The sequence below is a fragment of the Chimaeribacter sp. YP20170169 genome, from assembly GCF_056739715.1.
The window spans coordinates 3147029-3171852 of record NZ_CP176824.1 but is presented as its reverse complement, the minus strand read 5'-3'; the positions used below and the strand labels follow the sequence as shown (position 1 = coordinate 3171852).

Annotated in this window: 18 protein-coding genes; 10 read left to right on the top strand and 8 right to left on the bottom strand. The window is 61.0% G+C overall.

Annotation, left to right across the window (positions count from 1 at the left end; all coding sequences use genetic code 11):
• Window positions 1–109 precede the first annotated feature (109 nt).
• Window positions 110–1153, top strand: coding sequence for a GMP reductase (locus tag ACK3SD_RS14475; RefSeq protein ID WP_137764254.1), 1044 nt, complete (start codon window positions 110–112; stop codon window positions 1151–1153).
• A gap of 29 nt (window positions 1154–1182) precedes the next feature.
• Here the strand turns inward: ACK3SD_RS14475 and hofC are convergent, their stop codons facing one another.
• Genes hofC through ppdD form a run of 3 tightly spaced genes read right to left on the bottom strand, consistent with a single transcriptional unit; the run spans window position 1183 to window position 4248 of the window.
• The gene (gene hofC, locus ACK3SD_RS14470; RefSeq protein ID WP_481125937.1) at window positions 1183–2388 is read right to left on the bottom strand and encodes a protein transport protein HofC; all 1206 of its coding nucleotides are present in this window, start codon (window positions 2386–2388) and stop codon (window positions 1183–1185) included.
• Between the two features lies 1 nt (window position 2389).
• Window positions 2390–3805 (bottom strand): type II secretion system protein GspE, encoded by a 1416-nt coding sequence (gene gspE, locus ACK3SD_RS14465; RefSeq protein ID WP_481125936.1) that lies wholly within the window; start codon window positions 3803–3805, stop codon window positions 2390–2392.
• The gene (ppdD, locus tag ACK3SD_RS14460; RefSeq protein WP_481125935.1) at window positions 3802–4248 is read right to left on the bottom strand and encodes a prepilin peptidase-dependent pilin; all 447 of its coding nucleotides are present in this window, start codon (window positions 4246–4248) and stop codon (window positions 3802–3804) included. The genes gspE and ppdD overlap by 4 nt, the downstream gene beginning before the upstream one ends.
• 307 nt (window positions 4249–4555) lie before the next feature.
• Here ppdD and ampD point away from each other — a divergent pair, with 307 nt between their 5' ends.
• Window positions 4556–5104, top strand: a complete 549-nt coding sequence (gene ampD, locus ACK3SD_RS14455) for a 1,6-anhydro-N-acetylmuramyl-L-alanine amidase AmpD (protein ID WP_481125934.1) — start codon at window positions 4556–4558, stop codon at window positions 5102–5104.
• Window positions 5105–5137: 33 nt separating this feature from the next.
• Window positions 5138–5992 carry a beta-lactamase regulator AmpE gene (gene ampE, locus ACK3SD_RS14450; protein ID WP_481125933.1) on the top strand — a complete coding sequence of 285 codons (855 nt, stop codon included), beginning with the start codon at window positions 5138–5140 and terminating at the stop codon, window positions 5990–5992.
• Window positions 5993–6116: 124 nt separating this feature from the next.
• Here the strand turns inward: ampE and ACK3SD_RS14445 are convergent, their stop codons facing one another.
• The 3 genes from ACK3SD_RS14445 to ACK3SD_RS14435 all read right to left on the bottom strand — a co-directional run bounded on the left by ACK3SD_RS14445 (window position 6117) and on the right by ACK3SD_RS14435 (window position 10122).
• Complete coding sequence (locus ACK3SD_RS14445; protein WP_481125932.1) at window positions 6117–7121, bottom strand: glycoside hydrolase family 43 protein; 1005 nt, start codon at window positions 7119–7121, stop codon at window positions 6117–6119.
• Window positions 7118–8548: a glycoside-pentoside-hexuronide (GPH):cation symporter gene (locus ACK3SD_RS14440; RefSeq protein ID WP_137764247.1), complete on the bottom strand. Its 1431-nt coding sequence runs from the start codon at window positions 8546–8548 to the stop codon at window positions 7118–7120. The genes ACK3SD_RS14445 and ACK3SD_RS14440 overlap by 4 nt, the downstream gene beginning before the upstream one ends.
• A gap of 221 nt (window positions 8549–8769) precedes the next feature.
• Window positions 8770–10122, bottom strand: a complete 1353-nt coding sequence (locus ACK3SD_RS14435; protein WP_481125931.1) for an amino acid permease — start codon at window positions 10120–10122, stop codon at window positions 8770–8772.
• 660 nt (window positions 10123–10782) lie between these two features.
• Between ACK3SD_RS14435 and pdhR the strand changes: the two genes are divergently transcribed.
• From pdhR to yacL, 6 genes are all read left to right on the top strand, one after another.
• Window positions 10783–11547 (top strand): pyruvate dehydrogenase complex transcriptional repressor PdhR, encoded by a 765-nt coding sequence (pdhR, locus tag ACK3SD_RS14430; RefSeq protein WP_137764245.1) that lies wholly within the window; start codon window positions 10783–10785, stop codon window positions 11545–11547.
• Between the two features lie 129 nt (window positions 11548–11676).
• Window positions 11677–14340, top strand: a complete 2664-nt coding sequence (gene aceE / locus ACK3SD_RS14425; protein ID WP_481125930.1) for a pyruvate dehydrogenase (acetyl-transferring), homodimeric type — start codon at window positions 11677–11679, stop codon at window positions 14338–14340.
• Window positions 14341–14354: 14 nt separating this feature from the next.
• Complete coding sequence (gene aceF / locus ACK3SD_RS14420; protein ID WP_481125929.1) at window positions 14355–16277, top strand: pyruvate dehydrogenase complex dihydrolipoyllysine-residue acetyltransferase; 1923 nt, start codon at window positions 14355–14357, stop codon at window positions 16275–16277.
• Window positions 16278–16523: 246 nt separating this feature from the next.
• Entirely contained in the window at window positions 16524–17948 is a 1425-nt protein-coding gene (gene lpdA / locus ACK3SD_RS14415; RefSeq protein WP_137765021.1) for a dihydrolipoyl dehydrogenase, read from the top strand.
• Window positions 17949–18341: 393 nt separating this feature from the next.
• On the top strand, window positions 18342–20939 hold the full coding sequence (gene acnB, locus ACK3SD_RS14410) for a bifunctional aconitate hydratase 2/2-methylisocitrate dehydratase (protein ID WP_481125928.1): 2598 nt from the start codon (window positions 18342–18344) through the stop codon (window positions 20937–20939).
• 130 nt (window positions 20940–21069) lie between these two features.
• Window positions 21070–21432, top strand: coding sequence for a protein YacL (yacL, locus tag ACK3SD_RS14405; protein ID WP_481125927.1), 363 nt, complete (start codon window positions 21070–21072; stop codon window positions 21430–21432).
• Window positions 21433–21478: 46 nt separating this feature from the next.
• Here yacL and ACK3SD_RS14400 read toward each other — a convergent pair whose 3' ends face one another.
• Entirely contained in the window at window positions 21479–22288 is an 810-nt protein-coding gene (locus ACK3SD_RS14400) for a hypothetical protein (RefSeq protein WP_481125926.1), read from the bottom strand.
• A gap of 420 nt (window positions 22289–22708) precedes the next feature.
• Window positions 22709–23056 carry a YacC family pilotin-like protein gene (locus ACK3SD_RS14395; protein ID WP_137764239.1) on the bottom strand — a complete coding sequence of 116 codons (348 nt, stop codon included), beginning with the start codon at window positions 23054–23056 and terminating at the stop codon, window positions 22709–22711.
• A 198-nt stretch (window positions 23057–23254) separates the two neighbouring features.
• On the opposite strand from ACK3SD_RS14395, the gene cueO reads away from it, so the two are divergent.
• Entirely contained in the window at window positions 23255–24772 is a 1518-nt protein-coding gene (cueO, locus tag ACK3SD_RS14390; protein WP_481125925.1) for a multicopper oxidase CueO, read from the top strand.
• Window positions 24773–24824: the final 52 nt, after the last annotated feature.

Here is a 24824-nt window from a genome sequence, read left to right as displayed (position 1 = left end):
ATTAATCCGGCGTATGATGACATCACTGGGAGTGGCCGCACGACCTGTCGCGCACCCCTCTGTCCGAACACCCTTAGCGATCCGTCGCCTACTACCAGGAAACTGCACCATGCGTATTGAAGAAGATCTGAAACTGGGCTTCAAAGATGTCCTGATCCGCCCGAAACGCTCCACCCTGAAAAGCCGCTCTGAGGTTGAACTGGAACGACGCTTCAACTTCAAACATGCCGGATGCGCATGGTCAGGTGTGCCGGTCATTGCCGCTAACATGGATACCGTGGGGACCTTCCAAATGGCCACCGTGCTGGCCTCCTTTGACATGCTGACCGCCGTGCACAAGCACTATAGCGTGGAGCAGTGGCGCGATTTTGTGGCACAGGCGCCAGAGTCCGTGCTCAACCATGTAATGGTCTCCACCGGCACCTCCGAGGCAGATTTTGCCAAGATGAAGCAGATCCTGGCGCTGTCGCCGGCGCTGAAGTTCATCTGCATCGATGTCGCCAACGGCTACTCTGAGCACTTCGTTGCCTTCCTGCAACGGGCGCGTGAGGCCTGCCCGGATAAGGTGATCTGTGCCGGCAACGTGGTGACCGGCGAGATGGTGGAGGAGCTGATCCTCTCCGGCGCGGATATTGTCAAAGTGGGCATCGGGCCGGGTTCGGTCTGCACCACCCGCGTCAAAACCGGTGTCGGCTACCCGCAACTCTCCGCCGTGATTGAGTGCGCCGACGCCGCCCACGGTTTGGGTGGGCAGATTGTCAGCGACGGTGGCTGCGCGGTGCCGGGCGATGTGGCAAAAGCCTTTGGCGGCGGTGCCGACTTCGTGATGCTGGGCGGGATGCTGGCCGGCCACAACGAGTGCGGGGGTGAGGTGGTGGAGCAGGACGGTGAGAAGTTCATGCTGTTCTACGGCATGAGTTCCGAATCCGCCATGAAACGCCACGTGGGCGGGGTGGCCGAGTACCGTGCCGCCGAAGGCAAAACCGTGAAACTGCCCCTGCGCGGCCCGGTTGACCACACCGTGCGCGACATCCTGGGCGGCCTGCGTTCGGCCTGCACCTACGTTGGGGCGGAGCGCCTGAAAGAGCTGACCAAGCGCACTACCTTCATCCGCGTGGCGGAGCAGGAAAACCGCACCTTTAACGGCAACTGATCCTGATACCGGCGGGCACGCCCCGCCGGTCAACCACTCCCCATCACACCACCCAGCTGGAATATCGGCAGGTACATGGCGATGACCAGCCCGCCAATCACGCCCCCCATCACCAGCATCATCACCGGTTCCAGCGTCTGCGCCAGCCCTTCGGCCAGTTCAAACGTATGCTGCTCATACCAGTGCGCCAGCCGCTCCAGCAGGCTGTCCAACGAACCAGACTCCTCGCCGACCCGGATCAACTGCCGGCACAGTGGGGTAAAAAGCGGCTGCGCGCTAATCGCCCGATGCAGTGGCACCCCTTGCAGCACCTGCTCCCGTACCGCCAGCAGTGCCTGCTGATAGCAGAGATTGGGTACCGCCCGCGCGGCGGCCTGCAATCCGGTAAGCAGATCCAGTCCGGCCTGTTGGGTCAGGGCCAGCGTAAAGAAGATCTGCGCCAGCGCGCCGCCCTGAATCAGGCCGCGTGCCAGCGGCAGGCGCAGCATCAGCCGCTGCTCACGCAGATGCCAGCCGGGCTGAGGGCGCAGCCAGACGCCATACCCCGCCGCCGCGCCGATCAGCACCGCCAGCAGCAGCGCGCCATGCCTGACCAGCCAGGAGGAGAGCGCCATCAGCCACTGGGTAAACCACGGCAGGGGCGCATCAAAGCTGCGGTAGATCTCCGCAAACGCTGGCAGCACCAGCGTCAGCATCAGCACGCAGACCAGCAGGGCAATCAATGAGACGATCAACGGATAGCGCAGCGCTTTGCCGACCATCTGGCGCAACTTGCCCGCGCGCGTCTCCAGCAAGGCGTACTGCCGGCAGCAGTGGTCGAGGTTGCCAGTCAGTTCACCCAGCTTCATCATCTGCACCGCCAGTGCCGGAAAGATAGTGGGATAGGCCGCCAGCGCCTGCGAGAGTGGAATCCCATCCGCAATCTGGCGCGCCAGTTCGCGCAGGATACAACGCCACCCGGCCCGTGGGTGCCCCTCTGCCAGCAGCGCCAGCCCCTCCATGAGCGGCAGGCCCGCCTGCAACAGGGCAGCCAGTTGCTGGAACAGGGCGGTACGCTCCGTGGGTTTCCAGTAACGTTTGCCCAGACGGCCACGGGAGGTCACGCGCAGCGGCTGAAGCCCGCCCTCAATCAGCCCCTCGATCACCGCCTGCCGGTGAAGCGCCAGCTGCTCGCCCTGTTGCAGCGTGCCCTGGGCATCTATGGCCTGCCATACGAACAGCGCAGGATCGGCCATCTTAATGTCCCACCACCCGGTACACCTCCTCCAGCGAAGTGACGCCTTGCGCCACCAGCGCCAGCCCGGCATGGAACAGGCTGGCCTGATCCTGCTGCCGGGCAATGGCGGCCAGTTCATCGGCGGCGGCATTCAGGGTCAGCGCCCGCTGGATCGCCGGGGTCACCACCAGCATTTCATAGAGGCCGGTGCGTCCATAGTAGCCGCCCATACAGTGGTTGCAGCCAGCGGCGCGCCACGGATGCAAGGGAGTGGGCCAGCTGTCGGGCGGCAGCACGGCAGGCTGTGCCGACTGCCGTCGGCAGTGTGGGCAGAGCCGGCGCACCAGCCGCTGCGCCACCACCAGCTTCAGGCAGGAGGCGATCAGGTAGCCCGGCACGCCCATCTGGTTGAGGCGGGTCAGCGTCTCGGCCGTGGAGTTGGTATGCAGGGTCGAGAGCACCAGATGGCCGGTCTGGGCGGCATTGACCGCAATCTCCGCCGTCTCGGCATCACGGATCTCGCCAATCATGATGACGTCAGGATCCTGGCGCAGCAGCGCCCGCAGTGTGCGGGCAAAGCTAAGATCCGCCTTAGGGTTAATTTGGGTCTGGTTAATGCCCTCTACCGGGATCTCCACCGGATCCTCCACGCTACAAATATTGCGCTCTGGCTGGTTGAGCTGCCGTAGCCCGCTGTAGAGCGTGACGGTTTTGCCGCTGCCGGTGGGGCCGGTGACCAGCACCAGCCCCTGCGGTTGGGCCAGCGCCGTCAGGTAACTGGCCAATGCCTCAGGTGCCATGCCCAGCTGCGCCAACGCCAGCGCCTGTTGCTGGCCCTGCTGGAGGCGCAGCACCAGCTTTTCGCCATGCAGCGTCGGCAGGGTGGAGAGGCGCATCGCCAGACGCTCCCCCGCCAACCGGGCCGCACACTGCCCATCCTGTGGCAGACGCCGCTCGGCGATGTCCAGCTTGCCCATCACCTTCAGCCGAGCGCCCACCTGATGCCCCAGCGCCGCCGGTGGTGCGGCTGCCTCCTGCAATACGCCATCCACCCGCAACCGCAACCGGTAGCCGCGGGCGCACGGTTCCAGATGGATGTCCGAGGCGCGCCCCTGTACCGCCTGCCGCAGCATCTGTTGGATGAAGCGTGCGGCCGGCGTCTCATCCTCCAGCGCGTCGGGCGGCTCTGCGCCCAGCGAGGCAGGCTCGGTAGGCGCCAGTTCAGCCGCTTGCCGTGCCTGATCCAGTTGCGCCACCGGCCAGCACTCCAGCCGCAGGGGCAGGCGGCAGGCAAAGCGCAATGCCTCCTCCAGCGCGGCTCGTTGCTCAGCGGAGACCGCTACCTGCAGGCCATCGGGCGTGTGGCTCAGCAGCACCGCCCCGAAACGTGCGCAGAGTTGCCGCAGCGCGCTATCCTGCTGCGCCAGCTGGCTCATGATGCGCTCCCGTTTGCATCAAACCGGAAAATTTCTTCGCACCGCGCTTTCAACTCATTGTCGGAAGCCGTGCACTGCCGCTGCCAGAGTAGCCCACCGGCCTGCGTGTCTGGCACCGGGGTCAAGGTCACGTCCAGCCCAGTGAGCGCGGCCTGCCCGGTCAGGGTGATGACACCGTTGCTGACGGTGATGGCGCTGACATAGTGGGTAGTTTTGCTGGCTGGAATGCCCGCGGTGCCGAGGTTGCAGCCTGTCACTGCTCCCTGCTCAATGGCACATAGCTCGGTCGCCATTTTGTAGGGGGTGAGGGCCTGGAGCATGTCGGTCAAGGCCGCCTTCTGGATATAGCTCTGATAAGCCGGGATGCCGATGGCGCTCAGGATGGCGATGATGGCAATGACCACCATCAGTTCAATCAGGGTAAAGCCTTGCTGGTGACGCATAGTGTCGCTCCATAGAGATTGGGTGGCGTCACGGTAATCAGGTGGCACGCCCGCTGCCAGCGGCAGAACGCGGGGCTTCGGCACACCTCCAGAAAATAAACGGCGTTGCAAAGCACCGGGAAAAAGGTTGGGAGGCGGCTCGCAGGCCGTCAGAATGGCGCTGGGTTTCTGGCGGCAACGGCGTATAACGGCGGCAGGAAAAGGCGGGGTAGCGAGACGCTGCCGGAAACATGTTAACCTGGGCGCCCAGACACCCTGCGAACCGGGCCACTCCGGGGCAGGGCAGAAACAGAAGAAGAGGTTAACGATGAGAGTGGAAGAGGGATGGCTGACCGGCGTGAGAAGGGTGGTATCGCCGCACTGTGACCTGCGTCCGGCGGAGGAGAAGCCGAGCCTGCTGATCATTCATAACATCAGCCTGCCGCCCGGCCAGTTTGGCGGCCCCTACATTGACCAGCTGTTTACCGGTACGCTTGACCCGCAGGCGCACCCCTTTTTCGCCGAGATCCATACCCTGCGCGTGGCGGCGCACTGCTTGATCCGCCGCGATGGCGAGATTGTGCAGTATGTCTCCTTCAATGACCGCGCCTGGCACGCTGGCGTGTCGCAGTGGCAGGGGCGGGAGCGCTGCAATGACTTCTCCATTGGCATTGAGCTGGAGGGCACAGACACCCAGCCCTTTACGGCGGCGCAGTACCAAAGTTTGGTTAGCGTGAGCGAGTTGTTAATTAGTGAGTATCCTATTAGTGTAGAAAATATTACGGGTCACAGCGATGTGGCACCGGGGCGCAAAACTGACCCCGGCCCGGCATTTGACTGGGCAGGCTATCGCCATGCGCTCCATGCGCAGCCCTAAGCCGGCAAGGCAGGAATAAGAGGATACCGCAGCATGACGCTTTTTACTTTATTGCTGGTACTGGCGTGGGAGCGCCTGTTCAAGCTGGGCGAGCACTGGCAACTGGATCACCGCATGGTGGCCTTTTTCCAACGTACGCAGGGGGCGGCCGGGTGGAAAACCCTGCTGATGCTGCTCTGCTGGATGGGCATGGTGGCCGGGCTGCTATGGGTGGTGCATGGCCTGTTCTTCGGCGTGCTGAGCCTGCTGCTGTGGGTGCTGGTGGGTGGGTTGTGCATTGGGGCGGGCAGCAAACGCCGCCACTACCGCGCCTACCTGAAGGCCGCACGCCAGGGAGACGATCAGGCTGGCAAGCAGATGGCTGAGGAGCTGGCGCTGATCCACGGCCTGCCGGTGGAGTGCTCCCCCGAGGTGCGGTTGCGCGAGCTGCAAAACGCGCTGCTCTGGATCAACTTCCGCTACTATCTGGCGCCGATGTTCTGGCTGGTGATTTGCGGCCCCTACGGGCCGGTGTCGCTGGCGGGCTATGCCTTCCTGCGCGCCTACCAGAGTTGGCTGGCGCGGCGCGAGTCACCGTTGTTGCGCGCGCGCTCTGGCATTGACCGCCTGCTGCACCTGTTGGACTGGGTGCCGGTACGGCTGGCGGGTGTCGCTTATGCGCTGCTGGGGCATGGCGAGCGGGCACTGCCCGCGTGGTTTGCCTCCCTGTGGGATCGCCGCCGCTCGCAGTATCAGGTGCTGACCGGGCTGGCACAGTTCTCGCTGGCGCGGGAGCCGCATCTGGACCCCATCCAGACGCCGCGCGCCGCCGTGGCGCTGGCGAAACGCGTGACGTTGATCATCGTGGTGGTGGTGGCGCTGCTGACCATCTACGGCACGCTGGTCTAGCGCCAGTGGGCCGGGGTGGCCCGGCCTGAAATGGCTCGGCGCGGGAAAGCCCGGCGCAGGGCAGGCATAAAAAAAGCACGGTATACCGTGCTTTTTGGTGGGCGGCGCAAAGGGGTATGCAGCACTAGCCAGCTACAGTACCCGGTGCGTCGGTTTGGAAGGTGCTGGAAATATCACGGTTTTCCGCTGGCGGTTCACCAAAGACCGGCATCCCCTTTTCATCCCAGCGCAGGTCAAGGATGCGCGTATGGCGGTTGTGGTCATACAGCGGGTCGCCCTCAATCTCCCGGTAGTTGCGGGCATGGTAGACCAGCACGTCGCCCCCTTCGGCATTGGTGGTGAAGCTGTTGTGGCCCGGCCCGTACTGGCGGTTGCGGTCGCTGGTGGAAAAGACTGGCTCCGGGGATTTGTGCCAGCTTGCCGCGTCCAGCAGGTTGCTGTCGATGTCGGCCCACAACAGGCCCATGCAGTAGTTGGCATCCGTCGCGCTGGCGGAGTAGGTCATGAAGATGCGTTTGCCGTGTACCACCACCGCTGGCCCCTCATTGACCCAGAAGCCGCGCGTCTCCCAGTCAAACTCTGGCTGGGTGAGCATGACTGGCGTGCCTTTCAGGGTCACGGCATCCTCCATCTCGCACAGGTAGATATTGGAGTTGCCGCGCGTGGCCGGATCTTTCTGCGCCCACGCATAGTAGCGCCGCCCCTGATGCTCAAAACTGGTGGCATCGAGCGAGAAGGTATCCAGGTGTGACTCAATGCGGCCGCGCTCGACCCACTTACCGTGCAGGGGGTCGGCATCCGCGCACTCCAGGGCAAACATCCGGTGCTGGAACAGGGTGTCAATCACCGTGATGTCAGGGGCGGCGGCAAAGTAGATGTACCATTTGCCCTCAATGTGGTGGATCTCCGGTGCCCAGATCAGGGCGCTCATCGGGCCGCTCTCCGGTTTGCGCCATACCACCACGGGTTCTGCATCGGCCAAACCCTCCAGGGAGGTGGCGGCCCGCAACTCGAGCCGGTCATACTCCGGCACCGAGGCAATAAAGTAGTAGTGTCCATTAATTGGATGGGTAATGAAGGGATCGGCCCGCTGGAGGATCAGAGGGTTAGGGTAACGAGTTACGGTCATGCCAATGGTTCCTTATCCGTTGCAATCAAAGCAACACCTTCTCGATGTTTCATGCTCTGGTAATCCGCCAGTTCACGGTAGTTCTGACGGCGTTTTTCCAAATCACTCTGAATCTGCGCCATCAGGTTGCGGTCAACCTTCAACAGGCGCACCACCCCGGCGGTGATCAGGTAGCCAATGCCGGGAATGACGGTGAACAGCAGGACGATGCCATTCAGGGCGGTGGCACCCTGCTGTTTGGCACCGGCATCGTAGCCATAGAAGGAGAGCAGGAATCCCACCATCGCCCCGGCAATTGCCAGCCCCACTTTCAGGAAGAAGAGGTTGCCGGAGAAGCTGATGCCGGTGATGCGCTTGCCGGTTTTCCATTCGCCGTAGTCATCCACATCCGCCATTAAAGACCAGTGTAGCGGCGATGGGATTTGATGCAGGATATTCAGGACAAAATAGGCAACCAAAATCAGCGTGGTGGCGTGTGGGTCCAGGAAGTAGAAGCCGCTCGAGCAGATCGCCAGCACGATATTGGTCCAGAAAAAGACCTTCAGTTTGCAGAACTTATCCGTCAGTGGTTTTGCCAGCGCCGCGCCAATCATCATGCCGACCACGCCGAGGCTGATAAAGAAGCTGGCAAAGGAGGCGGATTGCCCCATCACCCAGGTGACGTAGTACATGGTGGCCGCCATGCGGATGAAGCCGGGGCAGACGTTGCACAGCGTCAGCAGCAGGATGCGCACCCACTGGTCATTTTTCCACGCGTCTTTCAGGTCAGATTTCAGCGCGTCACGGGTCGGGACGGCCGGCTGGATGCGCTCACGCACGGTGGCAAAGCAGAACAGGAACATGAACAGCGCGATCACCGCCATCACACCCATCGACATCTGGTAGCCGCGCGCCCGGTCTGCCCCGCCGAAGAACTCCGCCATCGGCAGCAGGGTGGAGGAGAGGATCAGCGTGGCGATGCCAACCATAAAGAAGCGGTAGGATTGGCAGGAGACGCGCTCATGCGGGTCGGCAGTGATCACCCCGCCCAGCGAACAGTAAGGAATATTGATGGCTGTGTAGGTCAGCGACATCAGGAAGTAGGTCACGAAGGCATAGACTACCTTGCTGTTGTAGCTCCACTCTGGCGTGGTGAACATCAGCACCGCAAACAGCACGTAGGGCAGGGAGATCCACAATAGATAGGGGCGAAAACGTCCCCAGCGGGTGGTGGTACGGTCGGCAATCGCGCCCATAATCGGGTCGGTCACCGCATCAATGACCCGCACCGAGAGCAACAACACCCCCACTAACGCCGGGGCCAGCCCAAACACATCGGTATAGAAGTAGTTGAGAAAAAGCATGATGGCGCCGCCGATCATATTGCAACCGGCGTCGCCCATCCCATATCCGATCTTCTCTTTAATCGAAAGCGCACCCTGTTTCATGGACTCTCCGCGATGGATGAAAACTGCTGATAAGAGACGATTATTGCGCCCCCGCCCAGCACTATGCAGAAGACGATGGTTATAGAGATGGACAAATTGGTTGCGATGATGGAAATGTGATTTTGCTAGCAACTTATTAACATTTCGGCCGATCCATTAGCCTCTTGCTTGCTGCTATAAAAAAGCCCGGCAGAGCCGGGCTTGGAAGGGGGTAGGGAAGGTTAGCCGCGTTTGCGGGTAAACAGGTAACCAATACCGAGGATGGCCACCCAGACCGGAATCAGCAGCACGGAGATGCGGATGCCCGGTGTCAGGTACATGATCACCAGAATGGCACACATAAACGCCAGGCAGAGGTAGTTGCCGAACGGATACCACATCGCCTTGAATTTCGGCTCAATGCCCTGCAGGCGCTTGGCCTTGCGGAATTTCAGGTGCGCCAGGCTGATCATCGCCCAGTTGATCACCAGCGTGGAGACCACCAGCGCCATCAGCAGCTCAAACGCCTTGCCCGGCATCAGGTAGTTGATCAGCACGCAGAATGCGGTCGCGGCGGCAGAGACGCCAATCGCCACCACCGGCACGCCACGGCGATCCACTTTCATCAGCGATTTTGGGCCGTTGCCCTGTTTCGCCAGGCCGAACAGCATACGGCTGTTGGAGTAGACGCAGCTGTTGTAGACCGACAGCGCCGCCGTCAGCACCACGATGTTGAGGATGGTTGCAACCACGTTGCTGTTCAGCGCATGGAAGATCAGCACGAACGGGCTGCCGCCTTCCACCACTTTGCCCCACGGGTAGAGCGAAAGCAGGATTGCCAGCGAGCCGATGTAGAAGATCAGGATGCGGTAAATCACCTGATTGGTGGCTTTCGGGATGGTCACATCCGGCTTGTCAGCCTCTGCCGCGGTGATGCCGATCAGCTCCAGGCCGCCGAAGGAGAACATGATGACCGCCATCGCCATCACCAGCCCGCCAAAGCCGTTCGGGAAGAAGCCGCCCTGCGCCCACAGGTTGGTGACGCTCGCTTCCGGGCCGCCATTGCCGCTCAGCAGCAGCCAGCCGCCGAAGACAATCATGCCGATAATCGCCACCACCTTGATGATGGCGAACCAGAACTCCAGCTCCCCATACACCTTCACGTTGGTGAGGTTGACGGCATTGATCAGCACGAAGAAGGCTAGCGCCGAGACCCAGGTCGGGATCTCAGGCCACCAGTACTGGATGTAGATGCCCACGGCGGTCAGTTCCGCCATCGCCACCAGCACATAGAGCACCCAGTAGTTCCAGCCGGAGGCGAAGCCCGCGAAGTTGCCCCAATACTTGTAGCAGAAGTGGCTGAAGGAGCCGGCCACTGGCTCCTCCACCACCATTTCGCCGAGTTGGCGCATGATCAGGAAGGCGATGAAGCCGCCGATGGCGTAGCCGAGCAGCACTGACGGGCCTGCCATTTTGATGGTCTGCGCGATACCGAGGAATAACCCGGTACCAATGGCGCCTCCCAGTGCGATGAGCTGAATGTGGCGGTTTTTTAGCCCGCGCTTCAGCTCCTCGCCATGCTGTTGATCGTCCATTTACTGTCCTCTGTCACTTGGTGCAAACGCCGAACCAAAACGCTTTCGCGCCGTGTAAGGCTGTGATTACAGTTATTGTATTAGTAGGTTTACGGTTTTTAGGGCAGCAAAATGGGCTGTGCCCTACCGTTGCGGCCAGAATAGTGTTAAGCGCAAAAGTTTGCACCTGGTTTCTGGATGTAACTGATTAATAAACGCGCAAACCCGCGTAGGCAGGAGGAATCTGGAAAAAAAGCGTCGGCAGGACGCGGCGCGAGGGAACCGGGGCTAATATGTAAGGTCAATAAAACGGTTAACCATTATTAATGAAAAAACAGGTTTAAACCCCCGCCTACTGGGCAGGTTTTTGTGCGCTTACCTGACCATTGCCTTTTTATGCACCGGCTGCAGCAAGTTATGCATCCATTTTGCCTGCTCAATCTTTTAGTTCTACCGCTTAATTGTTTCAAAAAGGTTAAAACAGAATTTAGATCAAAATTGGTTATACCAAGCCCTGATGCCGCCTTTGATCTGGTCACGTAAAAAGGTTGTTAAAATGTGCGGGCATGGCGGAATTCATTCGCCCGATATGGACAGAAGGTGAATACTTTGTTAGTTTACGGGCACGTTTTAGAAATTGGTATTACCAATTTACTACGCGCTTTCGGCGAGAAGAATAATATGGCTTACAGCAAAATCCGCCAGCCCAAACTTTCGGATGTGATTGAGCAACAACTCGAGTACCTGATTTTGGAAGGGACGCTGCGTCCCGGCGAGAAGTTGCCCCCGGAACGTGAGCTGGCGAAACAGTTTGATGTTTCCCGTCCTTCTCTCAGGGAAGCCATCCAGCGCCTGGAGGCCAAGGGGCTGCTCTTGCGCCGTCAGGGCGGCGGCACCTTCGTTCAAAAAAACCTGTGGCAAAGCTTCAGCGACCCGCTCGCTGAATTGCTGGCCGATCACCCTGAATCACAATTCGACCTGCTGGAGACCCGCCACGCGCTGGAGGGGATCGCCGCCTACTATGCGGCGCTACGCGGCACGGAAGAGGATCTGCTGCGCATCCGCGACTGCCATCTGGTTATCCAGCAAGCGCAGGACAGCGGCGACCTGGACGCCGAAGCGGACGCGGTGATGCAGTACCAGGTGGCGGTGACCGAGGCGGCGCACAACGTGGTGCTGTTGCACCTGTTGCGCTGCATGGGGCCGATGCTGGAAAAGAACGTCCGACAGAATTTTGAGCTGCTCTACTCGCGCCGGGAGATGCTGGCGCAAGTGAGCAGCCATCGCGCCAGGATTTTTGAGGCGATTGTGGCGCGCGAGCCGGAAAAGGCGCGCGAGGCCTCACACCGCCACCTGGCGTTTATTGAGGAGATTTTGCTGGATCTCAGCCGAGAGCACAGCCGGCGCGAGCGTTCGCTGCGCCGCCTCCAGCAACGCAAGGATTAAGCGCTTGGTTAAGCACTGAAAGCGGCAACCCATGACGGGCCTGTCTTCGTGTGCTTTGACGTTCGCCGTCAGAGTACAGGGAGACAGGCTCCACTACACAAACGTATAGAGAAGATAAGGAATCCCACCATGTCAGATCGTTTAAACAATGACGTGGATCCGATCGAAACCCGTGACTGGGTGCAGGCGATCGAATCGGTCATCCGTGAAGAGGGTGTTGAGCGTGCACAGTTCCTGATTGATCAGGTGTTAGGTGAAGCGCGCAAAGGCGGCGTCAACATCGCGGCCGGTGCGTCTGCCCGCCACTATGTCAACACCATCAGCGTGGAAGACCAGCCGGAGTACCCGGGTAACCTGGAGCTGGAGCGCCGTATCCGTTCTGCCATCCGCTGGAACGCAGTGATGACCGTGCTGCGCGCCTCCAAAAAAGATCTGGAGCTGGGCGGCCACATGGCGTCATTCCAGTCCTCCGCGACCTTCTATGAAGTCTGCTTCAACCACTTCTTCCGCGCCCGCAATGACAAAGATGGCGGCGACCTGGTTTACTTCCAGGGCCACATCTCGCCGGGCGTCTATGCGCGTGCCTACCTGGAAGGGCGTCTGACTGAAGAGCAGATGAACAACTTCCGTCAGGAGGTGGATGGCAAAGGCCTCTCCTCCTACCCGCACCCGAAACTGATGCCGGAGTTCTGGCAGTTCCCGACCGTGTCGATGGGCCTTGGCCCGATCAGCGCCATCTATCAGGCGAAGTTCCTGAAGTACCTGGAGCACCGCGGCCTGAAAGACACCTCTGAGCAGACCGTTTACGCCTTCCTGGGCGACGGCGAGATGGATGAGCCGGAATCCAAGGGCGCGATCACCATCGCCACCCGTGAGAAGCTGGACAACCTGGTGTTCGTCATCAACTGTAACCTGCAACGCCTTGATGGCCCGGTGACCGGCAACGGCAAGATCATCAACGAGCTGGAAGGCATCTTTGGTGGCGCGGGCTGGGAAGTGATCAAGGTGATCTGGGGCTCCCGTTGGGACGAGCTGCTGCGCAAAGACACCAGCGGCAAGCTGATCCAGCTGATGAACGAAACCGTGGACGGCGACTACCAGACCTTCAAGTCCAAGAACGGTGCCTATGTGCGTGAGCACTTCTTCGGCAAATACCCGGAGACCGCGGCGCTGGTGAAAGACATGAGCGACGACGAGATCTGGGCGCTGAACCGTGGCGGCCATGATCCGAAGAAAGTCTTCGCCGCGCTGAAAAAAGCGCAGGAGACCAAGGGCAAGCCGGTCGTTATTCTGGCGCATACCATCAAGGGTTACGGCATGGGCGTCACCGCCGAGGGCATGAACATCGCCCACCAGGTGAAGAAGATGAACATGGAAGGCGTTCGCTACTTCCGTGACCGCTTCAACGTGGAAGTGACCGACGAGAACCTGGAATCCCTGCCGCTGATCAAGTTTGAAGAGGGTTCCGACGAGTACAAATACCTGCATGAGCGCCGTCAGGCCCTGAAAGGGTATGTGCCGACCCGTCTGAAAGCCTTCACCCAGTCGTTGCAACTGCCGACGCTGCAGGACTTCTCCCCGCTGCTGGAAGAGCAGAAGAAAGAGATCTCCACCACCATCGCGTTCGTGCGTGCACTGAACGTGATGCTGAAGAACGACTCCATCAAGGATCGTCTGGTGCCGATCATTGCGGACGAAGCGCGTACCTTTGGTATGGAAGGCCTGTTCCGCCAGATCGGTATCTACAGCCCGAACGGCCAGCAGTACACCCCGCAAGACCGCGAGCAGGTGGCCTACTACCGTGAAGATGAGAAGGGTCAGATCCTGCAGGAAGGGATCAACGAACTGGGCGCCGGCTCCTCCTGGCTGGCCGCGGCAACGTCGTACAGCACCAACGACCTGCCGATGATCCCGTTCTATATTTACTACTCCATGTTTGGCTTCCAGCGCATCGGCGATCTCTGCTGGATGGCGGGCGACCAACAGGCACGCGGCTTCCTGATCGGCGGCACCTCTGGCCGTACCACCCTGAACGGCGAAGGCCTGCAGCACGAAGATGGCCACAGCCACATTCAGGCGCTGACCATCCCGAACTGCATCTCCTACGACCCGGCTTACGCCTACGAAGTCGCAGTGATCATGCATGACGGCCTGGAGCGCATGTACGGTGAGTCGCAGGAGAACATCTACTACTACATCACCACGCTGAACGAGAACTACCACATGCCGGCGATGCCGGAGGGTGCGGAAGAGGGTATCCGTAAGGGTATCTACAAGCTCGAGACGCTGGAAGGCAGCAAAGGCAAGGTGCAGCTGCTTGGTTCCGGTGCCATCTTGCGTCACGTGCGTGAAGCGGCGGAGATCCTGGCGAAGGATTACGGCGTGGGTTCTGACGTCTACAGCGTCACCTCCTTCACCGAACTGGCACGTGATGGCCAGGACTGCGAGCGCTGGAACATGCTGCACCCGACGGAAGAGCCGCGTGTACCGTACATCGCTCAGGTGATGAGCGATGCACCGGCCGTGGCCTCCACCGACTACATGAAGCTGTTCGCCGAGCAGGTGCGCAACTTCATCCCGGCGACCGAGTTCCGCGTACTGGGCACCGACGGCTTTGGCCGCTCCGACAGCCGCGAAAACCTGCGTCACCACTTCGAAGTGGACGCCTCCTACGTGGTGGTGGCTGCCCTGGGTGAGCTGGCAAAACGTGGCGACATCGACACCAAGGTAGTGGCAGAAGCGATTACCAAGTTCGGCATCGATGCTGACAAAGTCAACCCGCGTCTGGCATAAGAGGTAAAGATTACATGGCTATCGAAATCAACGTACCGGACATCGGTGCAGATGAAGTTGAAGTCACCGAAGTGATGGTGAAGGTTGGCGATAAGGTTGACGTAGAGCAGTCGCTGATCTCCGTTGAGGGTGACAAAGCCTCAATGGAAGTACCCTCCCCGCAGGCGGGTGTGGTGAAAGAGATCAAGGTTTCGGTGGGCGACAAGGTCGAAACCGGCAAACTGATCATGATCTTCGAAGAGGCCGGTGCGGCCAAAGAAGAGAAAGCTGCGGCCCCGGCCGCAGAGAAACCGGCTGCGGCCGCACAGCCAGCCCCGGCGGCTGGCGGCGCGAGCAAAGAGGTCACCGTGCCTGACATCGGTTCCGATGAGGTAGAAGTGACCGAGCTGCTGGTGAAGGTCGGCGACCAGGTTGAGGCCGAGCAGTCCCTGATCACCGTAGAGGGCGACAAGGCCTCAATGGAAGTGCCTGCGCCGTTCGCCGGCAAGGTCAAAGAGATCAAGATTGTCAGCGGTGACAAGGTGAAAACCGGCTCCCTGATCATGATCTTTGAGGTGGCAGGCGCTGCCGAGCAGCCGCAAGAGGCACCGAAGCCGCAGGGCGAAACCGCACCGGCTCCGGCTCAGGGCGGCTCCGCCAGCAAAGAGGTGAACGTGCCGGACATCGGCGGTGATGAAGTCGAAGTGACTGAGGTGATGGTCAAGGTCGGCGACAAAGTGGATGCCGAGCAGTCCCTGATCACCGTTGAGGGCGACAAGGCCTCAATGGAAGTGCCGGCACCGTTCGCCGGTACGGTCAAAGAGATCAAGATTGCCAGCGGCGACAAGGTGAAAACTGGCTCGCTGATCATGGTATTCGAAGTGGAAGGCGCTGCGCCGGCCCCGGCCGCCGCGAAGCAGGAGACCCAGGCCCCGGCGAAAGCCGAGCAGGATGCCCAGGTCGCCCAGTCCACGCCGGCGAAAGCCGAGAGCAAGCCAGAAGGCAAGGGCGAATTCGCCGAGAACGACGCCTACGTGCATGCTACCCCGGTCATCCGCCGTCTGGCGCGCGAGTTTGGCGTCAACCTTGGCAAGGTGAAGGGCACGGGCCGCAAGGGCCGTATCCTGCGTGAAGACGTCCAGACCTACGTGAAAGAGGCGGTGAAACGCGCCGAGTCCGCCCCTGCCGCCGCGGCGGCAACCGGTGGTGGCCTGCCGGGCATGTTGCCGTGGCCGAAAGTGGACTTCAGCAAGTTCGGTGAGGTGGAAGAGGTGGAGCTGGGCCGCATCCAGAAGATCTCTGGTGCCAACCTGAGCCGCAACTGGGTGGTGATCCCGCACGTCACGCAGTTCGACGAAGCCGACATCACCGAGCTGGAGAACTTCCGCAAACAGCAGAACCTGGAAGCCGAGAAGAAGAAGCTGGATGTGAAAATCACCCCGCTGGTCTTCATCATGAAGGCGGTTGCCAAGGCGCTGGAAGAGTTCCCGCGCTTCAATAGCTCCCTCTCCGAGGATGCCCAGAAGCTGACGCTGAAGAAGTACATCAACATCGGCGTGGCAGTGGATACACCGAACGGTCTGGTGGTTCCGGTGTTCCGCGACGTAAACAACAAGGGCATCATCGAGCTGTCGCGTGAGCTGGCGGTCATCTCCAAGAAAGCGCGTGACGGCAAGCTGACCGCGTCTGACATGCAGGGCGGCTGCTTCACCATCTCCAGCCTCGGCGGCATCGGCGGCACGGCGTTCACGCCGATCGTCAACGCGCCGGAAGTGGCAATCCTGGGCGTCTCCAAGTCGTCTATGAAGCCGGTCTGGAATGGCAAGGAGTTCGCGCCGCGCCTGATGCTGCCGCTGTCGCTCTCCTTCGATCACCGCGTGATCGACGGTGCGGCGGGCGCACGCTTCGCGGCCTTTATCGGCACCCTGCTCTCCGACATCCGTCGGTTAGTGATGTAACCACACAGGCCGGCCCACTGGGCTGGCCTGTCTGTTTTTGCACCGAAATGCTGGCGGGCCGCCCTCCCGGATGGGGGTGCCAGCCGGCATGGTTAAGACACTGAACACTCGAACTTGCTTTGCAGGTTGTTAACAATTCTGTAAACTGCTCGCGGTGTAAGCGTCCCGGTGGATGAAGGGCGTTATGAATTCTATGAGCGACAAAAGTGACGTCTGACCCGCCGGACAATCAATTAAGAGGTCATGATGAGTACAGAAATCAAAACCCAGGTGGTGGTACTTGGGGCAGGCCCGGCAGGATATTCCGCGGCCTTTCGTTGCGCTGATTTAGGTCTTGAAACGGTTCTGGTTGAACGCTATTCCACGCTGGGCGGGGTGTGCCTGAACGTTGGCTGTATCCCTTCCAAAGCGCTGCTGCACGTTGCCAAAGTGATTGAAGAGGCCAAGGCCCTGGCCGAGCATGGCGTGGTCTTCGGTGAGCCGAAAACCGACATCACCAAGATCCGCACCTGGAAAGAGAAAGTCATTAACCAGCTGACCGGCGGCCTCTCCGGCATGGCCAAGCAGCGCAAGGTTAAAGTGGTGAACGGCCTGGGCAAATTCACCGGTGCCAACACCCTGCAAGTGGAAGGCGAAAATGGTGCGACCACCATCACCTTCGACAACGCGATCATCGCGGCGGGTTCCCGTCCGATCCAACTGCCTTTCATTCCGCATGAAGACCCGCGCGTGTGGGACTCCACCTCTGCGCTGGAGCTGAAAGAGGTGCCTGAGCGCCTGCTGGTTATGGGCGGCGGCATCATCGGCCTGGAGATGGGCACCGTTTACCACGCGCTGGGTTCCCAGATCGATGTGGTAGAGATGTTCGACCAGGTGATCCCGGCGGCTGACAAAGACGTGGTGAAAGTGTTCACCAAGCGCATCAGCAAGCAGTTCAACCTGATGCTGGAGACCAAGGTCACCGCCGTCGAAGCCAAAGAAGATGGCATCTACGTCACCATGGAAGGCAAAAAAGCGCCAGCCGAGCCGCAGCGCTATGACGCGGTGCTGGTGGCGATTGGCCGCGTGCCGAACGGCAAGCAGCTGGACGCGGGCAAGGCCGGCGTGGAAGTGGACGACCGTGGCTTCATCCGTGTGGACAAGCAGATGCGCACCAACGTGCCGCACATCTTCGCCATCGGCGACATCGTCGGCCAGCCGATGCTGGCGCACAAAGGCGTGCATGAAGGCCACGTCGCGGCGGAAGTGATCTCCGGCAAGAAGCACTACTTCGACCCGAAAGTGATTCCGTCCATCGCCTACACCGAGCCAGAAGTGGCATGGGTTGGCCTGACCGAGAAAGAAGCGAAAGAGCAGGGCATCAGCTACGAAACCGCGACCTTCCCGTGGGCCGCGTCGGGCCGTGCCATCGCGTCTGACTGCGCGGACGGCATGACCAAGCTGATCTTCGACAAAGAGACCCACCGCGTCATCGGTGGTGCCGTGGTCGGCACCAACGGCGGCGAGCTGCTGGGCGAGATCGGCCTGGCGATCGAGATGGGCTGTGACGCGGAAGACATCGCGCTGACCATCCACGCCCACCCGACCCTGCATGAGTCGGTCGGCCTGGCGGCTGAGATCTTCGAGGGTAGCATCACCGACCTGCCCAACCCGAAAGCGAAGAAGAAGTAAGCTTCGCACCCAAGAAACGGCGCCCTTCGCGCCGTTTTTTTATGCCCGTGGTGACCCCACCGGGAGGCGGCAGCAACCCGATGCCTGCCGCCGCTGCCCTTAGCAGGCGATTTGACGCAGGTCAACGTTTGGTCGAGGTTTTTATGTTGCTTTTATGTGAACGAATTAACAACTGCTTCAAGTTCTGGTATGCTTCCTGAGCGGAACCGGGCACTGTACTTTCCTACAGTCCAGGCGATCGACAGCAGTGCTGTGGCGTTTCATAAGTTAAGCGTTGATAAAGGCGGAGAATCTCATCAGGCGAAAACCCTGTGCGCAGGACGGCAGGTTTTACACCGGTATGAACATGGATAGCCAGGCACAATAAATGACAATGAGAGCGAGGAGAGAGTCGTGCTAGAAGAATACCGTAAGCACGTAGCCGAGCGTGCTGGAGAGGGGATTGCCCCGAAGCCATTGGACGCAACCCAAATGGCCGCGCTGGTTGAGTTACTGAAGAATCCGCCTGCGGGCGAAGAAGAGTTCCTGTTAGACCTGCTGATTAACCGTGTACCGCCGGGCGTTGATGAAGCTGCCTACGTGAAAGCCGGCTTCCTGGCCGCGATTGCCAAGGGCGATGCCCACTCCCCCCTGATTACCCCGGAAAAAGCGGTCGAACTGCTTGGCACCATGCAGGGCGGTTACAACATCCAGCCACTGATTGAGGCGCTGGACCACGAACAGCTGGCACCGATTGCCGCCAAAGCGCTCTCCCACACGCTGCTGATGTTCGACAACTTCTATGATGTGGAAGAGAAAGCCAACGCGGGCAACCGCTATGCCCAACAGGTGATGAAATCCTGGGCTGATGCCGAGTGGTATCTCTCCCGCCCGCAGCTGGCTGAAAAACTGACCGTCACCGTCTTCAAGGTGACCGGCGAAACCAACACCGATGACCTGTCACCGGCACAGGATGCGTGGTCGCGCCCTGACATCCCGCTGCATGCGCTGGCGATGCTGAAAAATGCCCGTGAAGGCATTGAGCCAGACCAGCCGGGCAACGTTGGCCCGATCCGCCAGATTGAGGCGCTGAACCAGAAAGGCTTCCCGCTGGCCTACGTCGGCGACGTGGTCGGCACCGGCTCCTCCCGTAAATCCGCTACCAACTCGGTGCTGTGGTTCATGGGCGACGACATCCCGAACGTGCCGAACAAGCGCGGCGGCGGCGTGGTGCTGGGCGGCAAGATCGCCCCGATCTTCTTCAACACCATGGAAGATGCTGGCGCACTGCCGATTGAGCTGGACGTCTCCAACCTGAACATGGGCGACGTGATTGACATCTACCCCTATCTGGGCGAGGTGCGCAACCATGACACCAATGAAGTGATCGCGACCTTCGAGCTGAAAACCGACGTGCTGCTGGACGAAGTGCGCGCTGGCGGCCGTATCCCGCTGATCATCGGCCGTGGCCTGACCTCCAAGGCGCGCGAGTCACTGGGCCTGCCGCACAGCGATGTGTTCCGCATCGCCAAGCCGGTAGAGGCCAGCGACCGTGGCTTCTCCCTGGCGCAGAAGATGGTGGGCCGCGCCTGCGGCGTGACCGGCGTGCGTCCGGGCGAGTATTGCGAACCGAAAATGACCTCGGTTGGCTCACAGGACACCACCGGCCCGATGACCCGTGACGAGCTGAAAGATCTGGCTTGCCTCGGCTTCTCGGCGGATCTGGTGATGCAATCCTTCTGCCACACCGCCGCCTATCCGAAGCCGGTGGACGTCACCACCCACCACACGCTGCCGGACTTCATCATGAACCGTGGCGGCGTCTCGCTGCGTCCGGGCGATGGCATCATCCACTCCTGGCTGAACCGTATGCTGCTGCCGGACACCGTCGGCACCGGCGGTGACTCCCACACCCGCTTCCCAATCGGCATCTCCTTCCCGGCCGGCTCTGGTCTGGTGGCGTTCGCTGCCGCGACCGGCGTCATGCCGCTGGACATGCCGGAGTCAGTGCTGGTGCGCTTCAAGGGCAAAATGCAGCCGGGCATCACCCTGCGCGATCTGGTGCACGCCATCCCTTACTACGCCATCCAGCAGGGCCTGCTGACCGTGGAGAAGAAGGGCAAGAAGAACATCTTCTCGGGCCGCATTCTGGAGATCGAAGGGTTGCCGGAGCTGAAAGTGGAGCAGGCATTTGAGCTGGCTGACGCCTCGGCGGAGCGCTCTGCCGCAGGCTGCACCATCAAGCTGGATCAGGCCCCGATCATTGAGTACCTCAACTCCAACATCGTGCTGCTGAAGTGGATGATTGCCGAAGGCTACGGCGACCGCCGTACGCTGGAGCGCCGTGTGCAGGGCATGGAGAAGTGGCTGGCCGATCCGCAGTTGCTGGAAGCGGACGCTGATGCCGAGTACGCCGCGGTGATCGAGATCGATCTGGCGGAGATCAATGAGCCGATTCTCTGCGCGCCGAACGATCCGGACGACGCGCGCCTGCTCTCCTCGGTGGCCAACAGCCACATCGACGAGGTGTTCATTGGCTCCTGCATGACCAACATCGGCCACTTCCGCGCCGCGGGCAAGCTGCTTGACCAGCACAAGGGCCAACTGCCGACCCGCCTGTGGGTGGCACCGCCGACCAAGATGGACGCGGCCCAGCTGACGGAAGAGGGCTACTACAGCGTGTTCGGCAAGAGCGGCGCGCGCATCGAGATCCCAGGCTGCTCGCTCTGCATGGGTAACCAAGCACGGGTCGCCGACGGCGCGACGGTGGTCTCCACCTCCACCCGTAACTTCCCGAACCGCCTTGGCAACGGGGCCAACGTCTACCTCGCCTCGGCGGAGCTGGCGGCGGTTGCCTCCCTGTTGGGCCGCCTGCCGACCCCGCAGGAGTACCAGCAGTACATCGAGCAGGTCGATAAGACGGCAGTGGACACCTACCGCTACCTGAACTTTGACCAGCTGGCGGAGTACACGGAAAAAGCGGACAACGTGATCTTCCAAACCGCGGTGTAATTGGCTATATTGCGCCACGCAACAGAGGGAGCCGGAAGGCTCCCTTTTTTTATGTCTAAAAAAGCGTGCCCACCCACGCCTGCCAGCGGGCGGCGCGGGTTACACTTAGGGTATCAACCGGGAGGTCACTATGGATTACGAATTTTTGCGCGATATTACCGGCCAGGTACAGGTGCGTTTCTCAATGGGCCATGAGGTGATTGGCCACTGGTTCAATGAAGAGGTGCGCGGCGACCTGTCGTTGCTGGACGAGGTGGAGGCGCAGGCAGCGGCGGTGTATGGCACCGAACGCCAGTGGCAGCGCGAGGGGCGTGAGTACACGCTCTGGCTCGACGGCGAGGAGGTGATGATTCGCGCCAACCTGCTGGAGTTTGAGGGCGACGAGATGGAGGAGGGCATGAGCTACTACAACGAGGAGAGCCTGTCACTGTGCGGCGTCGAGGACTTCCTGAAGGTGGTGGCGCAGTACCGTGCCTTCCTCAAGGGGCGCTAATCCGCCGGCCAGCGGCCAGCGGCGGCTTCCCTGTCGTTGGCATCAATCAGTAGTAGAACCCGATCTCCAAACCTGCGGAGGAGGTGGTGGTGGCAGGCTGGTAGAAGTTCATCTCCTTGCTGCCGAGCGTGCCGCGCTGGTTGTCTGAGCGGCCATACTTCTGGTGCACGTAGTAGGCTTTCACGAACATATCGCGCGTCGGGTTCCAGGTCAGCGCCGCGTAGGGTGACAGCCGCGAGGTCGGCTCCAGCCAGACGTCACCGACGTTGCTGTGCGTCCAGGTCTTGATCGGGTAGAGCGCGCCACCCTCCAGGCTGATCATGGTAGCTGGCGTTGGCTGCCAGTTCACCCCGGCACCCGCTTTCGCATAGGGCTGGATCGACACCTCCACTGCGCCAAACTGGCGGGTGCGGTTCTCGGCGGCGATGTAAACCTCGTCGGAGCGGATGTTGCGCAGCCACGCCTTGGCGCCCAGCGTCCCTTTCAGGTCAAACGAGAGGCGCTCGGAGGCGCGCACCCGGTAGCCACGGGTGAGGTCGGCATGGTAGCCGGTGTACCAGGTAGTACCCTTCAGCGAGCCGGGCGGCAGGTTATAGTCCGGGTCGATCGCGCCGCCGCGGTAGCTGACCGCGCCCAGCATCAGGCCACTGTCCCACCCCTTCAACAGCCCGCGATGGGCATCGGCGTAGTTGTTGGCGCCAGCATTGACGCGCAGGCGCGGCCCGTGCTCCTGCACATAGCTGCGGTTGAGGTTCGCGACCCGCTCATCCCATTTGAAATATTCTGCCCCGACGCTGACATAGGGGCGGGTAGGCGTGCTGAATGGATTTTCCCCGGCTTGGGCTGTGCTGGACATAAACGCACTGCCGGCAACCAGAGATAACCCGGCGGTGCAAAAGAAGGTTTTCATTATTGATATCTTGTGTGAATAAACAGGGAAATTGATTATAAAAACGGCGCGGGAATGCTAACGGCGGAACAGCATAAGATACAGCGGCTATTTCCAAAATTGGCAAGAAAAGATCAATAAAAAAGAGTTAAGTCAAATCAATGGGTTAAAATGGGATGATATTTGACTTAGGGCAACGCGCTTATATTTTTAATTTTTGTTAATGAACGGATCATTTTCTGATCAATTGTGCGAAAAAATGGGCAAAAATAAGCGAAGCACGCGGCAAGGTGCCAGCGGAAAATAGCGCCAGCAAAAAAAGGCCGGGTGCGGAATAATGGAGCGGGTGGGGGAGAGGAAAATGCGCCCGCAGAGCGGGCAGCGGCGCTACTGCGCGTAGGCAAGCAGGCTAAGGGAGTCGCGGGCCAGCGATTTGCATTTATTGGGCGTTGGGATGGCGATGCCGCTCAGGTCGCGGTAGCTCTCTTCCCCAAGCTGGCGCATGTTGAAGCTGTTGTAGTTGCTCAAATCCCAGCTATTCTGCTGGGCAAAATAGAGGATTGCCCGCTTGATCTGGGTGTTCGGCAGGTCATGGTAGCCGCAATTGTTTTTCAGGTAGACAAACACCGCCGTCAAATCGGCAAGGTCTTCGGCTTCGGCTTCGCTCAGTGCTTGGCTGGCGGAGGAGAACCCCAGCAAACCCAGCAGCAGCATTATCAATGTCGTTCGTTTCATTGCCATTTTTGACTTATTCATGGTGGGTTGACGTTATCACACTTAGTAAGCGCGGCACCAAATTTATTCTGTGCCGCGACGGCTTGACCTTGCCGTTAGGGCAGGGTGTAGTCTGGCTTCCGCCTGATGGGAAAGATCCTAAGTATAGTGTCCGGCGCACCCCGCCGCCGAAATTAAGAAAAGTGAGAAAGGAGAGCCATGCACCGTCGCCACTTCCTGAAACTGGCCGCCGCCACCGGCACCCTGCCGCTCTGGTCGCGCGCCGCCTGGGCCGCTGGCCAGACGCCACTGCCCATTCCGCCGTTGCTGGCACCCGACGCGCAGGGCAATCTGGCGCTGCGGCTCCAGCCCGGCACCAGCGCGTTGCTGCCGGGCGTGCGTACCGCCACCTGGGGCATCAATGGCCCGCTGATGGGGCCAGCGATCCGCTTGCGGCGCGGGCAGGCGGTCACGGCGCAGATCCACAACGCGCTGCCGGAGACCACCACCCTGCACTGGCACGGGCTGGAGGTGCCAGGCGAGGTGGATGGCGGCCCGCAGGCGATGATTGCGCCGGGCGCGACGCGGCAGGTCAGCTTTACCCCCGACCAACCAGCGGCGACCTGCTGGATCCACCCCCATACCCACGGCGCAACCGGCCAGCAGGTGGCAATGGGGCTGGCCGGGCTGGTACTGATCGAGGAGCCGGGCGCGGCGTTGCCGCTGCCCACGCAGTGGGGCGTGGATGACATCCCGCTGGTGTTGCAGGACAAGCGCTTTACGGCGGACGGGCAGGTTGACTACCGGCTCGACGTGGAGAGCGCGGCGGTGGGCTGGTTCGGTGACCACCTGTTCACCAACGGCGCGCACTACCCGCAGCACGCCGCACCGCGCGGCTGGTTGCGGCTGCGGCTGCTGAATGGCTGCAACGCCCGCCCATTGCGGCTGGCAGCCAGCGATAACCGCCCGCTCTATGTGATCGCCAGCGACGGCGGCCTGCTCAGCGAGCCGGTGAAGGTCACGGAACTGCCGCTGCTGATGGGTGAGCGCTTTGAGGTGCTGGTTTCGACCGCTGACGGCAAACCCTTTGACCTACTGACGCTGCCGGTCACGCAGATGGGAATGGCGCTGCCGCCGTTCGACCAGCCGCTGCCGGTGGTGCGCATCCAGCCCACCCGCACGCCAGGGCAGGGCGCGTTGCCAGATAGTCTGGCAACCCTGCCGCCGCTGCCCGCCAGCGCCGGGCTGAAATCCCGCTGGCTGCAACTGATGATGGATCCGAAACTCGACCAACTAGGGATGCAGGCACTGGCGGCGCGCACTGGCGCGGCGGCCAGCCACCACGGCCACGCTGGCATGGCGATGGATCACGGCGCGCTGGGCGTCCCGCTGATGGGGGCCAACCGCATCAACGGCAAGGCGTTCGACATGGCGAAAACCCAGTTTGACGTCCGGCGCGGCGAGCTGGAGAGGTGGACGATCTCGGGCGAGGGCGACATGATGTTGCACCCGTTCCACATCCACGGCACGCAGTTCCGCATCCTCAGTGAGAATGGTCAGCCGGTGGCGGCGCATCGCCAGGGCTGGAAGGACACCGTCTGGGTGGAGGGCGGGCGCAGCGAGGTGCTGGTGCGCTTCGCCCATCTGGCCCCCGCGGCGACGCCCTACATGGCCCACTGCCACCTGCTGGAGCACGAGGACACCGGCATGATGCTGGGCTTTAGCGTCAGCGCCTGAGCTGCCCCCTGCGTCGATCCGGCGCGGGGGCTATGCTAGAATCGGATTCCAC

What these genes read in the sequence shown, in the direction of transcription:
- ACK3SD_RS14475 (WP_137764254.1), top strand. Translation starts at nt 110, where the DNA reads ATGCGTATTGAAGAAGATCTGAAACTGGGCTTCAAAGATGTCCTGATC.
- hofC (WP_481125937.1), bottom strand. Translation starts at nt 2,388, where the DNA reads ATGGCCGATCCTGCGCTGTTCGTATGGCAGGCCATAGATGCCCAGGGC.
- gspE (WP_481125936.1), bottom strand. Translation starts at nt 3,805, where the DNA reads ATGAGCCAGCTGGCGCAGCAGGATAGCGCGCTGCGGCAACTCTGCGCA.
- ppdD (WP_481125935.1), bottom strand. Translation starts at nt 4,248, where the DNA reads ATGCGTCACCAGCAAGGCTTTACCCTGATTGAACTGATGGTGGTCATT.
- ampD (WP_481125934.1), top strand. Translation starts at nt 4,556, where the DNA reads ATGAGAGTGGAAGAGGGATGGCTGACCGGCGTGAGAAGGGTGGTATCG.
- ampE (WP_481125933.1), top strand. Translation starts at nt 5,138, where the DNA reads ATGACGCTTTTTACTTTATTGCTGGTACTGGCGTGGGAGCGCCTGTTC.
- ACK3SD_RS14445 (WP_481125932.1), bottom strand. Translation starts at nt 7,121, where the DNA reads ATGACCGTAACTCGTTACCCTAACCCTCTGATCCTCCAGCGGGCCGAT.
- ACK3SD_RS14440 (WP_137764247.1), bottom strand. Translation starts at nt 8,548, where the DNA reads ATGAAACAGGGTGCGCTTTCGATTAAAGAGAAGATCGGATATGGGATG.
- ACK3SD_RS14435 (WP_481125931.1), bottom strand. Translation starts at nt 10,122, where the DNA reads ATGGACGATCAACAGCATGGCGAGGAGCTGAAGCGCGGGCTAAAAAAC.
- pdhR (WP_137764245.1), top strand. Translation starts at nt 10,783, where the DNA reads ATGGCTTACAGCAAAATCCGCCAGCCCAAACTTTCGGATGTGATTGAG.
- aceE (WP_481125930.1), top strand. Translation starts at nt 11,677, where the DNA reads ATGTCAGATCGTTTAAACAATGACGTGGATCCGATCGAAACCCGTGAC.
- aceF (WP_481125929.1), top strand. Translation starts at nt 14,355, where the DNA reads ATGGCTATCGAAATCAACGTACCGGACATCGGTGCAGATGAAGTTGAA.
- lpdA (WP_137765021.1), top strand. Translation starts at nt 16,524, where the DNA reads ATGAGTACAGAAATCAAAACCCAGGTGGTGGTACTTGGGGCAGGCCCG.
- yacL (WP_481125927.1), top strand. Translation starts at nt 21,070, where the DNA reads ATGGATTACGAATTTTTGCGCGATATTACCGGCCAGGTACAGGTGCGT.
- ACK3SD_RS14400 (WP_481125926.1), bottom strand. Translation starts at nt 22,288, where the DNA reads ATGTCCAGCACAGCCCAAGCCGGGGAAAATCCATTCAGCACGCCTACC.
- ACK3SD_RS14395 (WP_137764239.1), bottom strand. Translation starts at nt 23,056, where the DNA reads ATGAAACGAACGACATTGATAATGCTGCTGCTGGGTTTGCTGGGGTTC.
- cueO (WP_481125925.1), top strand. Translation starts at nt 23,255, where the DNA reads ATGCACCGTCGCCACTTCCTGAAACTGGCCGCCGCCACCGGCACCCTG.